The 14,676-nt window shown below is 71.7% G+C and carries 13 protein-coding genes; all 13 read right to left on the bottom strand.

What is annotated here, in order from left to right; genetic code table 11:
• Nucleotides 1–59 precede the first annotated feature (59 nt).
• The 13 genes from ABZ951_RS12405 to ABZ951_RS12345 all read right to left on the bottom strand — a co-directional run bounded on the left by ABZ951_RS12405 (nt 60) and on the right by ABZ951_RS12345 (nt 14,626).
• The gene (locus tag ABZ951_RS12405; RefSeq protein WP_344089782.1) at nt 60–719 is read right to left on the bottom strand and encodes a protein-tyrosine-phosphatase; all 660 of its coding nucleotides are present in this window, start codon (nt 717–719) and stop codon (nt 60–62) included.
• Nucleotides 716–1,363, bottom strand: a complete 648-nt coding sequence (locus ABZ951_RS12400; protein ID WP_344089781.1) for an L-threonylcarbamoyladenylate synthase — start codon at nt 1,361–1,363, stop codon at nt 716–718. The genes ABZ951_RS12405 and ABZ951_RS12400 overlap by 4 nt, the downstream gene beginning before the upstream one ends.
• A gap of 43 nt (nt 1,364–1,406) precedes the next feature.
• Nucleotides 1,407–2,252 (bottom strand): peptide chain release factor N(5)-glutamine methyltransferase, encoded by an 846-nt coding sequence (gene prmC, locus ABZ951_RS12395; RefSeq protein ID WP_344089780.1) that lies wholly within the window; start codon nt 2,250–2,252, stop codon nt 1,407–1,409.
• A gap of 70 nt (nt 2,253–2,322) precedes the next feature.
• Nucleotides 2,323–3,411 (bottom strand): peptide chain release factor 1, encoded by a 1,089-nt coding sequence (gene prfA / locus ABZ951_RS12390; protein WP_344089779.1) that lies wholly within the window; start codon nt 3,409–3,411, stop codon nt 2,323–2,325.
• 103 nt (nt 3,412–3,514) lie between these two features.
• A complete protein-coding gene (rpmE, locus tag ABZ951_RS12385) occupies nt 3,515–3,736 on the bottom strand; it encodes a 50S ribosomal protein L31 (RefSeq protein WP_344089778.1) in 222 nt (73 codons plus the stop codon).
• Between the two features lie 232 nt (nt 3,737–3,968).
• Nucleotides 3,969–5,081, bottom strand: a complete 1,113-nt coding sequence (locus tag ABZ951_RS12380; protein WP_344089777.1) for an LCP family protein — start codon at nt 5,079–5,081, stop codon at nt 3,969–3,971.
• A 347-nt stretch (nt 5,082–5,428) separates the two neighbouring features.
• Nucleotides 5,429–7,531, bottom strand: coding sequence for a transcription termination factor Rho (gene rho, locus ABZ951_RS12375; RefSeq protein WP_361279782.1), 2,103 nt, complete (start codon nt 7,529–7,531; stop codon nt 5,429–5,431).
• A 460-nt stretch (nt 7,532–7,991) separates the two neighbouring features.
• Nucleotides 7,992–8,906, bottom strand: a complete 915-nt coding sequence (gene thrB / locus ABZ951_RS12370) for a homoserine kinase (protein ID WP_344089776.1) — start codon at nt 8,904–8,906, stop codon at nt 7,992–7,994.
• A 308-nt stretch (nt 8,907–9,214) separates the two neighbouring features.
• Nucleotides 9,215–10,303 carry a threonine synthase gene (gene thrC, locus ABZ951_RS12365; RefSeq protein WP_344089775.1) on the bottom strand — a complete coding sequence of 363 codons (1,089 nt, stop codon included), beginning with the start codon at nt 10,301–10,303 and terminating at the stop codon, nt 9,215–9,217.
• Between the two features lie 15 nt (nt 10,304–10,318).
• A complete protein-coding gene (locus tag ABZ951_RS12360) occupies nt 10,319–11,611 on the bottom strand; it encodes a homoserine dehydrogenase (protein ID WP_344089805.1) in 1,293 nt (430 codons plus the stop codon).
• A gap of 112 nt (nt 11,612–11,723) precedes the next feature.
• Nucleotides 11,724–13,115, bottom strand: a complete 1,392-nt coding sequence (gene lysA / locus ABZ951_RS12355) for a diaminopimelate decarboxylase (protein WP_344089774.1) — start codon at nt 13,113–13,115, stop codon at nt 11,724–11,726.
• Nucleotides 13,116–13,128: 13 nt separating this feature from the next.
• Nucleotides 13,129–13,947 (bottom strand): ArgS-related anticodon-binding protein NrtL, encoded by an 819-nt coding sequence (gene nrtL, locus ABZ951_RS12350; RefSeq protein ID WP_344089773.1) that lies wholly within the window; start codon nt 13,945–13,947, stop codon nt 13,129–13,131.
• 73 nt (nt 13,948–14,020) lie between these two features.
• On the bottom strand, nt 14,021–14,626 hold the full coding sequence (locus tag ABZ951_RS12345) for a response regulator (RefSeq protein WP_344089772.1): 606 nt from the start codon (nt 14,624–14,626) through the stop codon (nt 14,021–14,023).
• Nucleotides 14,627–14,676 lie beyond the last annotated feature (50 nt).

Raw genomic sequence — 14,676 nt, 5'->3', positions numbered from 1 at the left:
CGGACCTCTCAAGGGGTGGTGTCCCCAATGTAGGCCCGTAACCGTGCGGTCGCAGGTGTTCAGGTCCTGGTGGGGACCCCGGTGAGGGCGGTGACGACCGGATCGAGCGCCTGGTTGATCTCGTCGCCGATCGAGCGGAAGAAGGTGATCGGGGCGCCGTAGGGGTCGTGGACCTCGTCGGCCTCCGCGTTCGGGGCGAGCAGCCAGCCGCGGAGCGCGGCCGCGGCCTGCACCAGGGCGCGGGCGCGGTCGACCACCCCGCCGGCCTGCTCGGGGTCCGGGAGGGTCGCGTGGTCTATGGCCCGTACCAGCCGGGTGAACTCCTTGAGCGTGAACGTGCGCAGGCCCGCCGAGTGGCCCATGGAGATGACCTGGGCGCGGTGGTCGCGGGTGGCGGTCAGGACCAGGTCAGCGCGGATGACGTGCTCGTCGAGGAGCTCCCGGCCGATGAAGCCCTGCGGGTCCGCGCCGAGGTCGGCCAGGACGGTGGCGGCGTGCGCCTCCATCGGGGCGCCTTCGTGGCCCCAGGTGCCGGCGCTCTCCACCACCAGGCCGCCCGTGAGGGGGTCGCCGAGGCGGTCGGTGAGGGCATGGCGGGTCAGCCGCTCGGTGATGGGCGAGCGGCAGACGTTGCCGGTGCTGACGTGGAGGATGCGGAAGGTGTCGGTGGAACTGTCCGTGTCCGGTCCCGCTATGCCACGCCCCTGCGGGGCGATCAATTCGCCACCTCGAGGTCGGGCACTACCTCGCGGAGCTGCTCGGCGCTGACGGCACCGGCGCGCAGCAGGACGGGCACCTTGCCGGTGACGTCCACGATGGAGGAGGGCACGTCGGCGGGGGTGGTGCCGCCGTCGAGGTAGACGGAGACGGAGTCGCCGAGCATCTCCTGGGCGGCGTCACAGGTCTGCGGCGCCGGGTGGCCCGTGAGGTTGGCGCTGGAGACGGCCATCGGGCCGAACTCGGTGAGCAGCTCGATGGCCACCGGGTGCAGCGGCATCCGGACGGCGACGGTGCCGTGGGTCTCCCCCAGGTCCCAGGTGAGCGAGGGCTGGTGGTTGGCGACGAGGGTGAGCGCGCCGGGCCAGAAGGCGTCGACGAGCTCCCACGCCTGCTCGGAGAAGTCCGTGACCAGGCCGTGCAGGGTGTTCGGGGAGCCGACCAGGACGGGCGAGGGCATGCCCCTGCCGCGGCCCTTGGCCTCCAGGAGGTCGCCGACGGCGTCCCGGCTGAAGGCGTCCGCACCGATGCCGTACACGGTGTCGGTGGGCAGCACGACCAGCTCACCGCGGCGGACCGCGGCGACGGCCTCGCGCAGACCGGTCTTGCGGTCGGTCGCGTCGCTGCAGTCGTATCGCCGTGCCATTAACGGACCTCCTCGTACGGGGCGAATGTCTGATGTGCCGTGCTCACGGCATCGCCTTTCGCGCGGTGGCGAAGCGGGGGCGGTTGTTCAGGTCCGGGTGGTCGGCGGCGTCCGCCCAGCCCCGCTCCTCGGTGAAGATCCACGGCACCTGGCCGCCCTGGGTGTCGGCGTGCTCGATGACGACGACGCCGCCCGGGCGCAGCAGCCGGTGGGCGGTGCGCTCGATGCCGCGAATGGTGTCGAGGCCGTCCTCGCCGGAGAAGAGCGCGAGCTCGGGGTCGTGGTCGCGGGCCTCGGGGGCGACGTACTCCCACTCGGTGAGCGGGATGTACGGGGGGTTGCTGACGACGAGGTCGACCTGGCCGTCGAGCTCGGGCAGCGCGGTCAGGGCGTTGCCGTGGTGGAGGGTCACCCGGGAGCCCTCGACGTTCTTGCGGGCCCAGCCGAGGGCACCCTCGTCGAGCTCGACGGCGTGCACCCGGGAGCGGGGCACCTCCTGGGCGAGGGCGAGGGCGATGGCCCCGGAGCCGGTGCAGAGGTCGACGATGAGGGGTTCGACGACGTCCATGGCCCGTACGGCGTCTATGGCCCAGCCGACGACCGACTCGGTCTCGGGGCGGGGCACGAAGACGCCGGGGCCCACCTGGAGCTCCAGGTAGCGGAAGAAGGCGCGGCCGGTGATGTGCTGGAGCGGTTCCCGGGCCTCGCGGCGGGCGACGGCCTCCCAGTAGCGGGCGTCGAAGTCGGCGTCCGCCACATTGTGCAGCTCACCCCGCTTGACGCCGTGCACGAAGGCGGCGAGCTCCTCCGCGTCGAAGCGCGGAGAAGGTACGCCGGCGTCGGCCAGCCGCTGAGTGGCTTGCGCCACTTCGGCGAGCAGCAGGTTCACGTTGATCCTCTCCCGTTGTCCTCACGGCCGGTCCCGCGCGGCCCCGTCAGGGGACGCGCGCAGCCGCCCGTCAGCTTCCGTCGCCCGCGGCAGCGAGCTTCGCGGCGGAGTCGGCGTCGACGCACGCCTGGATCATCGGGTCCAGGTCGCCGTCGAGCACCTGGTCCAAGTTGTACGCCTTGAATCCGACGCGGTGGTCCGAGATCCGGTTTTCCGGGAAGTTGTACGTCCGGATCTTCTCGGAGCGGTCGACGGTGCGCACCTGGCTGCGGCGGGCGTCGGCGGCGTTGCGCTCGGCCTCCTCCTGGGCGGCGGCCAGCAGCCGGGACCGCAGGATGCGCAGGGCCTGCTCCTTGTTCTGGAGCTGGCTCTTCTCGTTCTGGCAGGAGGCGACGACGCCGGTCGGCAGGTGGGTGATGCGGACGGCGGAGTCGGTGGTGTTGACGGACTGGCCGCCGGGGCCCGACGAGCGGTAGACGTCGATGCGCAGATCGTTCATGTTGATCTCGACGTCGACCTCCTCGGCCTCGGGCGTGACGAGCACGCCGGCCGCGGAGGTGTGGATCCGGCCCTGGGACTCGGTGGCGGGCACCCGCTGGACGCGGTGCACCCCGCCCTCGTACTTCAGGCGCGCCCAGACGCCCTGGCCGGGCTCGGTGGCGCCGTTGCCGCCCTTGGTCTTGACGGCGACCTGGACGTCCTTGTAGCCGCCCAGCTCGGACTCGGTGGCGTCGATGATCTCGGTCTTCCAGCCGACGCGCTCGGCGTAGCGCAGGTACATCCGCAGCAGGTCGCCGGCGAAGAGGGCCGACTCGTCGCCGCCCGCTCCGGCCTTGACCTCGAGGATGACGTCCTTGTCGTCGCTGGGGTCGCGCGGGACGAGCAGCAGGCGCAGCTTCTCGGTGAGCTCCTCGCGCTGCTTCTCGATCACCTTGACCTCGGCGGCGAAGTCCGGGTCGTCGGCGGCGAACTCGCGCGCGGTCTCGATGTCGTCGCCGGCCTGCTTCCAGGAGCGGTAGGTGCCGACGATCGGGGTCAGCTCCGCGTAGCGCTTGTTGAGCTTGCGGGCGTTGGCCTGGTCCGCGTGCACGGCGGGGTCGGCGAGCCGCTTCTCGAGGTCGGCGTGCTCACCGATGAGTTCCTCGACTGCCTCGAACATCAAGTTTCCCTAGCTGGAAGTGACGGGCCTGCTGGACGACAAAGCGCCGGTCCGGTCGCCCCTCGCACGCGGAGGGCGACCGGGAACCGGCGCCTGCGGGTCGCTACTTCTTGGCCGCGGCGGCCTTGCCGAAGCGGGCCTCGAACCGCGCCACGCGGCCACCGGTGTCGAGGATCTTCTGCTTGCCCGTGTAGAACGGGTGGCACTCGGAGCACACGTCGGCACGGATGGTGCCGTCGGCGACGGTGCTACGCGTGGTGAACGAGGCGCCACAGGTGCAGCTGACCTGGGTCTCGACGTAATCCGGGTGGATTTCGCGCTTCAAGGGGATCTCCTAGGTTCGGGAGGGCTCCGGGTCGTAGAGGCGGGATTGCCTTACGTGAACCGGGGCCGACGTACCAGTTTGCCAGGACTGGCCGTATCCCCCAAAACGAGAGGTGGCAGCCGGTTATTCCCGGGGCTCGGGGGGCCCGGCGGGCGGGGCCGCAAGGGCGCCCGGGCACCGCGGGGTCAGCGGGGAGTCATCGCAGGGTAACCGGAGGGTCACCCTCCGGTCATCACTTGACCACGCCGTCGGCGGGGTTCTTGCCGCCCGCGGCCTTGAGCACGGACTCGGGGACCTCCTGGTCGGCGTTGAGCGCCGCCCAGAGCTCCTTGGTGGCCTCGGGGATGGGGATGACCCGGTCGCGGTCCAGGGGGTCGTCCATGACCGGCAGGGTCACCATCTGCATGTCCTCGGAGCCGATGCCCTTGAGGCCGTTCGCGAAGGAGAGCAGCTTGTCGACGGAGGCCAGCTTGCTGTCGGTGGTGAGCGACTTGGTGGCGCTGTCGGCGAGCCCGTAGAGCTTGGTGGGGCTGGTGAACAGGCCCACGGACTTGACCTGGTTCAGCAGGGCCTTGATGAAGGCCTGCTGGAGCTTGATCCGGCCGAGGTCGCTGCCGTCGCCGACGCCCTTGCGGGTGCGGACGAGGCCGAGGGACTGCTCACCGTTGAGGTTGTGGGTGCCGGGCTCCAGGTCGAGGTGGCTCCACTTGTCGTGGATGGGCTTGGTCGTGGTGACCTTCACGCCGCCCAGCTTGTCGATCAGCTTCTGGAAGCCGGAGAAGTCGACCTCCATGTAGTGGTCCATGCGGATGCCGGTCATGTTCTCGACGGTCGCGACGGCGCAGGCGGCGCCGCCCACCGAGAACGCCTCGTTGAACTGGGCGCGCTTGACGGCCGGGCTGGTCTTGCCGCCGGGCGTCCGGCACTCGGGGCGGGCCGTCATGGCGTCCCGGGGGATGCTGACGACGCTGGCCTTCTTGTGACCCGCGTACACGTGCAGGATCATCGCCGTGTCGGAGCGGGAGCTGCCCTCGTCGCGCCCGTAGGCGCGGTTGGCGCCGGCCCGGGAGTCGGAGCCGAGGACGAGGATGTCCTGTGAGCCGTTGTCGACGTTCTCGGGGCGGTTCTTCAGCGCGGCGTCGATGTCGACGCTGTGGAGGTTGCCGTTGAACTTGAAGTAGAGGAAGCCCGCTCCGGCACCACCGGCGAGGACGACCCCGGCGGTCGTCCAGGCGGCTATGCGCCAGCCCTTGCGGCGGGCGCGGACCTTGCGGCGCCGGCCGCCGGACCCGCGGGCACGGCGGCGGTGCGCGCCCGCGCCCGTGCTCTTGCTGTCGTCAGCCATGCGATCCTCAGTCCTCCGCTGTTCTCCGGGCCACCCCCTGCCGCCCCGGGTCGGTGCCAGGCGGGCCTTCCGTACCTGTCATGACGGAGAAGCCTGCGCCAGGGTTGCACAGCGAGTGATGAGGACCTTCTTAGAAATCCGGCGGCCGCCGGCCCGGGAGTGGATCTCCGCCGCCCGCCGCCACCTGCGCTTTCGGTCAATCCGGGTCGGCGCCTTTCGGCCACTTCGGGGCGGTCGCGCTGTGGCGCACATCTCAAAAGATCACGGACTGATAACGCACAGCACGGGACCTCCCCGCCGAAGTGGCGGGGAGGTCCCGTGCTGTGTTTAACGCCGCCTGCGGCGGATCAGTCGTTGCCGTTGCCCGAGGAGGGCGTCGTCTTCGCGATCTGCATCAGGAACTCGGCGTTGGACTTCGTCTGCTTCATCTTGTCGAGAAGCAGCTCGATGGCCTGCTGCGAGTCCAGGGCGTGCAGCACCCGGCGGAGCTTCCAGACGATCGCCAGCTCGTCGGCGCCCAGGAGGATCTCCTCCTTGCGGGTACCGGACGGGTCGACGTCGACCGCCGGGAAGATGCGCTTGTCGGCGAGCTTCCGGTCGAGCTTGAGCTCCATGTTGCCGGTGCCCTTGAACTCCTCGAAGATCACCTCGTCCATGCGCGAGCCGGTCTCGACCAGCGCGGTGGCCAGGATGGTCAGCGAGCCGCCGTCCTCGATGTTGCGCGCCGCACCGAAGAACTTCTTCGGCGGGTAGAGCGCCGTGGAGTCGACACCACCGGACAGGATGCGGCCCGAGGCCGGGGCGGCCAGGTTGTAGGCACGGCCCAGACGGGTGATCGAGTCCAGCAGGACGACCACGTCGTGACCCAGCTCGACGAGGCGCTTGGCGCGCTCGATGGCCAGCTCGGCGACGGTGGTGTGGTCCTCGGCCGGGCGGTCGAAGGTCGAGGAGATGACCTCGCCCTTGACCGACCGCTGCATGTCGGTGACCTCTTCCGGACGCTCGTCGACCAGGACGACCATCAGGTGGCACTCGGGGTTGTTGGTGGTGATCGCGTTGGCGATCGCCTGCATGATCATGGTCTTGCCGGTCTTCGGCGGGGCCACGATCAGACCGCGCTGGCCCTTGCCGATCGGCGCGACCAGGTCGATGATCCGGGTCGTCAGCACACCGGGGTCCGTCTCCAACCGCAGGCGGTCCTGCGGGTAGAGCGGGGTGAGCTTGCCGAACTCCGGGCGGCCGCGGCCGGATTCGGCCGACATGCCGTTGGCCGAATCGAGGCGGACGAGGGCGTTGAACTTCTCGCGCCGCTCGCCGTCCTTGGGCTGCCGGACCGCACCGGTGACGTGGTCACCCTTGCGCAGGCCGTTCTTGCGGACCTGGGCGAGGGAGACGTAGACGTCGTTCGGGCCCGGCAGGTAGCCGGAGGTCCGGATGAACGCGTAGTTGTCGAGGATGTCGAGGATGCCCGCGACGGGGATCAGGACGTCGTCGTCGGAGACCTGCGGCTCGTTGCCGAAACCGCCCTCCTCGCGGCCACGGCGGCCACGGCGGTCGCGGTAGCGGCCACGGCGGCCACGGCGGCCGCCCGCCTCGTCGTCGTAGTCGTCCTGCGGGCCGCCCTGGGGGCCCTGCGGCCCGCGGTTGTCCCGCTGCTGCTGGCGGTCGCCGCCCTGCTGGCCGGCGCCGTCGCGGTTGCCGCGGCGGTCCTGGCGCTCGCCGCGGTCGCGGTCACGGTCGCCGCGCTGGCCGCGCTCGCCCCGCTCACCGCGGTCCTGGCGCTCGCCGCGCTCCTGGCGGTCGCCGCGGTCGCGGCGGTCGCCCTTCTGGCCCCGCTCGCCGCGCTCGGCGCGGTCCTGGCGGTCGGCGCCCTTGGCGCCCTTGCCCTCGGCGCTGTCCAGTGCGGCCTCGGCCCTGGCCTCGGTGCGGTCCTCCGCCTTGGCCTCGGCGACCGGCTCGGGGCTGCCCGAGGGCGCTGTCGCCCGGCGGCGGCGGCGCTCGCCGGCCGGCTGCTCGTCGCTGCCCGGCTGGCCCGGGATCTCGATCTGCTGCGCGGTGGCCTTCTCGGCGGGCTTGTCGGCCTTGACGGCCTTCTCCGCCTTGGCCGTCTCCGGCTTCTCGGCGACGGCCGCCTCACCCGTACGGGCCTTGGAGGTGGCGCGGCGCTTCGGCTTGGTCTCGGTGGCGTCCGCGGACGCCTGCTCGGCCTTGGCGGGCGCGGCGGAGCCGGCCTGCCGTTCCTTGATGACCTCGATCAGCTGGCCTTTGCGCATCCGCGCGGTGCCCTTGATGCCGAGGCCGGAGGCGAGCTGCTGGAGCTCCGCCAGCACCATGGCGTCGAGGCCCGTGCCCGAGCGTCGCCGCTTGGGGGCAGTGGCAGCACCGGTGGCAGGCGCGGCGGGAGCGTCCGTGGCGGGCGCGGAGGCATTGCCGGCGGCGTTGTTGGCCATGCCGGCGGCGTTCACGCCCATCAGATCGGTGGTGTCGCTCACGAAGGGGTCCTTCCCTGGAGCGGGCGTCGGCCTGTCTGGCTCGGCGACCGGTTGTGCTGTCCGGCTGCGGTCTGGCTGTGCGGACCGGGCCGGGGCGGTGGTCCGCCGGTACGGCGGAAGAATCAGTTCATTGGTTCCGGCATGAAGAATGAGATGAAGACATGGCGTATCAACTTCACTCATGTCACCCACACCGATTCCGGAGCATGCTCGAAACTGCTCAGGCAGGCTGCTCAGGCAGTTTGGGAGGCTCCCGGAAGAAAAGCGGTCCCTGATCGGGACACAGAGCACCGAGCCGATGTGGCGTCGAGTGCAGACTTGAGGTTAACACTACCGGATCCCACAAACATTCCCCCTCTCAAAGACCGGCAACCGCTATTTTTCGCTGACCCGGAGTGGCCCCCCGGCTCCGCGGTGATCAAGCGAGCGGCAGCACGCTCGTCCCCCCGGCGTCGAGGGCCAGCCGGTTGGCCGCCCACCCCTCGCCCGCCAGCCGTGCGACCTTGTCGGCCGCACCGTTCTCGACCAGTGCCAGGACCGTGGGGCCCGCACCGGAGATGACCGCGGGGACGCCGTCCGCCCGCAGTCGGTTGACCAGGGCCACGCTCTCCGGCATCGCCGGGGCACGGTATTCCTGGTGAAGGCGGTCCTCGGTGGCCGGCAGCAGCAGCTCGGGGCGTCTGGTCATGGCCTCGACGAGCAGTGCCGCGCGGCCGGCGTTGGCCGCCGCGTCCACATGGGGGACATTGCGCGGCAGCAGGCCGCGCGCCGTCTCGGTCAGCACGGGTTTCGACGGCACGAAGACCACCGGAACGACGGAATCCGAAGGATTCATCCGGATGGCCCGGGCGACCCCCGACTCCATCCACGCCAGGGTGAAACCACCGAGCAGACACGCCGCGACATTGTCGGGATGGCCCTCGATCTCCGTGGCGAGCTCCAGCAGCGCCGCGTCGTCGAGTTTCTCCGCCCCGCCTATCGTCACCGCGCGGGCCGCGACTATCCCCGCGCAGATGGCCGCGGAGGAGGAGCCCAGGCCGCGCCCGTGCGGAATGCGGTTGGCGCAGACGACCTCCAGGCCGCGCGGCTGGCCGCCCAGCAGGTCGAAAGCGGTGCGCAGGGCGCGGACGAGCAGGTGGCGCTCGTCACGCGGCAGGGTCTCGGCGCCCTCGCCTGCGATGTCGATGTGCAGCCCGGACTCGGCGACCCGGACCACGACATCGTCGTAGAGCCCCAGGGACAGGCCGAGGGCGTCGAAGCCGGGGCCGAGGTTTGCGCTGGTGGCGGGGGTGCGCACGCGGACAGCGGCGGCGCGGAAGGCGGGACCGGCCATCGCTCGATGACTCTCCTTGGTGTGGCCTCGGTGGGGCGTGCAACATCCGCGAGGGGCCGTGACGGCGACGCCTCCGTGGGAGGCGGCAGGGTCTGCGACGGGGCGGAGTGAGTACAGCCTATCGAAGGAAGGTTCTGCGGCGACATAGGGCGCACGGGAGGCGCACGATGCGTGTCGCCTGCGGCGCGCCGGATATGCGGCGTGCTGGGCTGATTTGTTGTTGTCCTCAATCGCCGGACGGGCTCGACATCGAGCCCGTCCGGCGATTGAGGACACGGGGTCCGGGGCGGAGCCCCGGGAACGGACCCTCAGACGAGACCGAGCCGCTCCGCGGCCACCGTGGCGTCCACCGGAACGGTGATGGGCTGCGGGGCGCCGGCCACGGCCCAGTCCGGGTCCTTCAGACCGTTGCCCGTGACCGTGCAGACGATCCGCTGGCCGGGGTCCACCAGATCCAGCTCCGCGGCCTTGAGCAGGCCGGCGACGCTCGCGGCCGAGGCGGGCTCGACGAAGACACCCTCCTGGGAGGCCAACAGGCGGTAAGCGGCCAGGATCTGTCGGTCGGTCACCTCGTCGATGAGGCCACCGGACTGATCCCGCGCCTCCTCGGCGAACTGCCAGGAGGCGGGGTTGCCGATCCGGATGGCGGTGGCGATGGTGTGCGGGTCCTTCACCGGCTCGCCGCGCACGATCGGCGCGGAGCCGGACGCCTGGAAGCCCCACATCCGCGGGTTGCGGGTGGAGATGCCGTCGGTGGCGTACTCGCGGTAGCCCCGCCAGTAGGCGGTGATGTTGCCGGCGTTGCCGACGGGCAGGACGTGGATGTCGGGCGCGTCGCCGAGCGCGTCGACGATCTCGAAGGCCGCGGTCTTCTGGCCCTCGATGCGCACCGGGTTCACGGAGTTGACCAGCGCCACCGGGTACTGCTCGGAGAGGCCGCGGGCCAGCGTGAGGCAGTCGTCGAAGTTGCCGTCGACCTGGAGGATGCGCGCGCCGTGGACGAGCGCCTGGCCCATCTTGCCGAGCGCGATCTTGCCCTGCGGCACCAGGACGGCGCACACCATTCCGGCCCGGACGGCGTAGGCCGCGGCGGAGGCGGAGGTGTTGCCGGTGGAGGCGCAGATGACGGCCTTGGCGCCCTCCTCCTTGGCCCGGGTGATGGCCATGGTCATGCCGCGGTCCTTGAAGGAACCGGTGGGGTTGGCGCCCTCGACCTTGAGGTGGACCTCGCAGCCGGTGCGCTCGGAGAGCACCTGCGCGGGCACCAGCGGGGTGCCGCCCTCCCGCAGCGTCACGACCGGCGTGTCGGCGGAGACCGGGAGGCGGTCGCGGTACTCCTCGATGATGCCGCGCCACTGGTGGGTGCCGGAGGCCGGGCGGCCGTTATTCGCAGACATTGCTTTCGTTACTCCCTATTCGCCTTCGACGCGCATGATGCTCGCGACCCCGCGGACCGTGTCCAGACCGCGCAGCGCCCCGACCGTCGCCGAGAGGGCCGCGTCGGGGGCCCGGTGGGTGACGACGACGAGGGACGCCTCGCCGTCCTTGCCCTTCTGGCGGACCGTGTCGATGGAGACGTCGTGCTCGGCGAAGACCGTGGCCACCTGGGCGAGGACGCCCGGCTTGTCGGCGACGTCGAGACTGATGTGGTAGCGCGTGACGACCTCGCCCATCGGGCTCACGGGCAGCCGCGTGTAGGCCGACTCGCCGGGGCCGGTGGCCTCGCCGAGCTTGTTGCGGCAGACCGCGACGAGGTCGCCGAGGACCGCGGAGGCGGTCGGCGCGCCACCGGCCCCGGGCCCGTAGAACATCAGCTGACCGGCCGCTTCGGCCTCGACGAAGACCGCGTTGTACGCCTCGCGGACGGAGGCGAGCGGGTGGCTCAGCGGGATCATCGCCGGGTGCACCCGGGCGGTGACCGACTGCCCGTCGGCGGCGCGCTCGCAGATGGCGAGCAGCTTGATGGTGCAGCCCATCTGCTTCGCGGAAGCGAAGTCCGCGGCGGTGACCTCCGTCATGCCCTCGCGATAGACGTCGTCCAGGCGCACCCGGGTGTGGAAGGCGATGCCGGCGAGGATCGCGGCCTTGGCGGCCGCGTCGAACGCCTCGACGTCGGCGGTCGGGTCCGCCTCGGCGTACCCCAGGGCCGTGGCCTCGTCGAGCGCCTCGGAGTAGCCGGCGCCGCTGGTGTCCATCTTGTCGAGGATGAAGTTGGTGGTGCCGTTGACGATGCCGAGCACCCGGTTGACCTTGTCGCCCGCGAGGGACTCGCGCAGCGGCCGGACCAGCGGGATGGCACCCGCGACGGCGGCCTCGTAATACAGGTCCGCGCCGTGCTTCTCGGCCGCGGCGTGCAGCGCCGCGCCGTCGCCGGCCAGCAGCGCCTTGTTCGCGGAGACGACGCTCGCGCCGTGCTCGAAGGCGGTGGTGATCAGGGTGCGGGCCGGCTCGATGCCGCCGATGACCTCGACGACCACGTCGATGTCGCCGCGTTTGACGAGCGCGGTGGCGTCGGTGGTGATCAGCTCCTCGGGCACCCCGTCCCGCACCCGCCCCGGGCGGCGGACGGCGATGCCGGCGAGCTCGACGGGTGCCCCGATGCGGGCGGCCAGGTCGTCGGCGTGCGTCGTCATGATGCGCGCCACCTCTGAGCCGACCACTCCACAGCCCAGCAGCGCCACTTTCAGCGGACGCGTACGCATCATCCGACCCCTGCTCTTCATCGACACAGCCTCATACATTTCGGGTAGTGCACCAGTCTCACTCACCGGACGGGGGTTTCGGACCCCCGTCCAGTATCCGAGATCTTTGTTTCCGTCAGCCGACATCGAGGCGAAGAAGGTCCTCTTCGGTCTCGCGCCGGACGATCACCCGTGCCGTGCCGTCCTTGACCGCCACGACCGGCGGGCGCAGGGCGTGGTTGTAGTTGCTCGCCATGGAGCGGCAGTAGGCGCCGGTGGCGGGCACCGCGAGGAGGTCGCCGGGCGCCAGGTCCGAGGGCAGGAAGGCGTCGCGTACGACGATGTCACCCGATTCGCAGTGCTTGCCGACGACGCGCGAGAGCATCGGCGCGGCGGTGGACGTCCGGGAGACGAGCGCGACGCTGTACTCGGCGTCGTAGAGCGCGGTGCGGATGTTGTCGGACATGCCGCCGTCGACGCTCACGTAGGTCCGCAGGCCCGGCAGCTCCTTGATGGTGCCCACCTCGTACAGCGTGAAGGCCGTCGGGCCGACGATCGCGCGCCCCGGCTCCACGGACAGCCGCGGCACGGCGAGGCCGGCCGCCGCGCACTCGCGGGTGACGATGTCGCGGAGCGCCGCGGCGATCTCGGCGGGCTCGCGGGGGTCGTCGTCGGGGGTGTAGGCGATGCCGAGGCCGCCGCCGAGGTCGATCTCGGGGAGCTCGACGCCGTGCTCGTCGCGGATGTCCTTCAGCAGCCCGACGACGCGGTGGGCGGCCACCTCGAAGCCGGAGGTGTCGAAGATCTGCGACCCGATGTGGGAGTGGATGCCGATGAGCTCCAGGCCGTCGAGCTTCAGGGCCCGGCGGACGGCTTCGGCGGCCTGGCCGCCGGCGAGCGCGAGGCCGAACTTCTGGTCCTCGTGGGCGGTGGCGATGAACTCGTGCGTGTGGGCCTCGACGCCGACGGTGACGCGGATCTGGACCCGCTGGCGCCGGCCGAGCCGCTGGGCGATGTGCGCGACGCGCACGATCTCCTGGAAGGAGTCGAGGACGATCCGCCCGACGCCGGCCTCGACGGCGCGGGTGATCTCCTCGACGGACTTGTTGTTGCCGTGCAGGGCGATGCGCTCGGCGGGCATCCCGGCGTCCAGGGCGGTGGCCAGCTCCCCGGCGGAGCAGACGTCGAGGTTGAGCCCTTCCTCGTGGAGCCAGCGCACGACGGCGCGGGAGAGGAACGCCTTGCCCGCGTAGAAGACGTCGGCGTCGGGCCCGAAGGCGTCGCTCCAGGCGCGGCAGCGGGCGCGGAAGTCGTCCTCGTCGAGGACGTAGGCGGGGGTGCCGAACTCCTCGGCGAGCTGCCGGACGCTCAGGCCGCCGACGGTGGCGGCTCCTTCGGCGTCGCGGGTGACGGTCCGGGACCACACGCGCGCGTCGAGGGCGTTGAGGTCGGCGGGCGGGGCGGCGTAGTGCCCCTCGGGGAGGACGTCGGCGTAGCGGGGCCCGGCGGGGTGGGCGGAGCGGCTCATGGCTCTGATCTCCTCAGAGGTGTGCGGGTGCGGTGATGCCGAGCTGGTTCAGGCCGTCAGCCAGCACCTTGCCCGTGGCCTCGGCGAGGGCCAGACGGGCTCGGTGAACGGCCAAGGGTTTCTCGTCACCGCGGGGCAGCGTGGGACACGCCGCCGTCCAGCGGAGGAAGGCTTCGGCGAGCCGCTCCAGGTGCCGGGCGAGCCGGTCCGGGGCGCGGGCGGCCGTGACGCGGGGGTGGTCGGCGAGGACGGCGAGCAGGGGGGCGGCGTCGCCGTGAATGTCCCCCGGCTCGGACGCGAATCCCAGGTCACGGGCGTTACGCAGGAGTGCCTGGCTGCGGGCGTGGGCGTACCGGACGCGGAAGAGCGGGTTGCTCTCCCGCTGGACGAGCAGCAGGTCGCGGTCGAGGCCGGGCGGGCAGAGCAGGCTCCAGCGGGCGGCGTCGGGGCCGAGCCGGGCGAGGAGCTCGGGGGGCGGCTCGGGCAGCGGCAGCGGGGGCGCTGCCTCGTGGCCGTCGAGGAGGTCCGCCACGAGCCGGGTCTGCGCGGTGCCGGTGAGGGTGATGTTGAGGAAGCCGGGCCCGGCGATGTCGACCCGGGCGATGCCCGGCTCGGCGGCCAGCCGGCGGCGCAGCACCTCGGCGACCTCGGTGGCCGGGCGGCCGGTGTCCTTGGCGATCCGCAGGGCGACGTTGGTGGCGTAGTCGCCGCACCCCGGCCGGGGCGGAACCCGCACGGTGACCCGCTCCGGCACGGCGGCGCGCAGCTCGTCGGCCTCGACGGCGCGGCGCACGGTGTGCAGCACAGTGCGGGTGAGGTCTGCGGGGGTCACAACCCCCAGCCTAGGCGAGAAGGGGGGTGCCTTAGCGAACCGGTTTCACGGGGCGGACACCGCTGCCCCGCTGCTACTCCGGGCCGCGGACGGACTCCGCGCCGCAGACGGACTCGACGCCCTTGGGCGGGGCGGTACGGTGCAGCCCCTCCGCGTCCCCGGGGGCCGTGGCCCCCGGCGACCCGTCGTCGCCCTCTCCCTTGCGGTGCCGCATCAGCCGCCTGACGATCCGCACCATCTCGGTCGGCTCGAACGGCTTCGCCAGAAACGCGTCGACCCCGGCGGACCGCCCGCTGTCGACTTCCAGCTGGGTACAGGCACTGATGATCGCGATGGGTATGTCCCGCGTCCGCGCGTCGGCCCGCAGCCGGGTGGCGGTGTGCAGCCCGTCGAGCCTGGGCATGACGACGTCCAGGGTCACCACATCGGGGCGTACGCGGTGCACGATCTCCAGGCACTCGGCACCATCGGCCGCGGTCACGACCTCGAAGCCTTCGAGCTCGAGGTTGACCCTGATCAACTGCCGGATGACCTTGTTGTCGTCGACGACAAGGACCCGGCCGGACAAGCCAGGCACACCCCGAGGGTAAGCGCGCCCACCACGCTGCGTCCGGGTTTTCCCCACTTCCACCCCGTGCGGGCGAGCTTTCCCCGACCATCTCCCCCGCCCCCACCCCATGCGCTACCCCACCCCCACGACTCCCCTGACCTCCCCCAAAGCACGTTGCG

The sequence above is a fragment of the Streptomyces sp. NPDC046215 genome, from assembly GCF_040646215.1.
In the GTDB taxonomy this organism is placed as follows: Bacteria; Actinomycetota; Actinomycetes; order Streptomycetales; family Streptomycetaceae; genus Streptomyces; species Streptomyces stramineus.
Note: the sequence above shows the minus strand (reverse complement) of the source record. Positions and strands in the feature narration are given on the sequence as shown.

Coding starts and splice junctions, on each gene's coding strand:
- lysA (WP_344089774.1), bottom strand. CDS start 13,115: ATGAGCCGCTCCGCCCACCCCGCCGGGCCCCGCTACGCCGACGTCCTC.
- thrC (WP_344089775.1), bottom strand. CDS start 10,303: ATGTCTGCGAATAACGGCCGCCCGGCCTCCGGCACCCACCAGTGGCGC.
- thrB (WP_344089776.1), bottom strand. CDS start 8,906: ATGGCCGGTCCCGCCTTCCGCGCCGCCGCTGTCCGCGTGCGCACCCCC.
- ABZ951_RS12380 (WP_344089777.1), bottom strand. CDS start 5,081: ATGGCTGACGACAGCAAGAGCACGGGCGCGGGCGCGCACCGCCGCCGT.
- prfA (WP_344089779.1), bottom strand. CDS start 3,411: ATGTTCGAGGCAGTCGAGGAACTCATCGGTGAGCACGCCGACCTCGAG.
- rho (WP_361279782.1), bottom strand. CDS start 7,531: ATGGCCAACAACGCCGCCGGCAATGCCTCCGCGCCCGCCACGGACGCT.
- ABZ951_RS12345 (WP_344089772.1), bottom strand. CDS start 14,626: ATGGGGTGGGGGCGGGGGAGATGGTCGGGGAAAGCTCGCCCGCACGGG.
- ABZ951_RS12400 (WP_344089781.1), bottom strand. CDS start 1,363: ATGGCACGGCGATACGACTGCAGCGACGCGACCGACCGCAAGACCGGT.
- ABZ951_RS12360 (WP_344089805.1), bottom strand. CDS start 11,611: ATGATGCGTACGCGTCCGCTGAAAGTGGCGCTGCTGGGCTGTGGAGTG.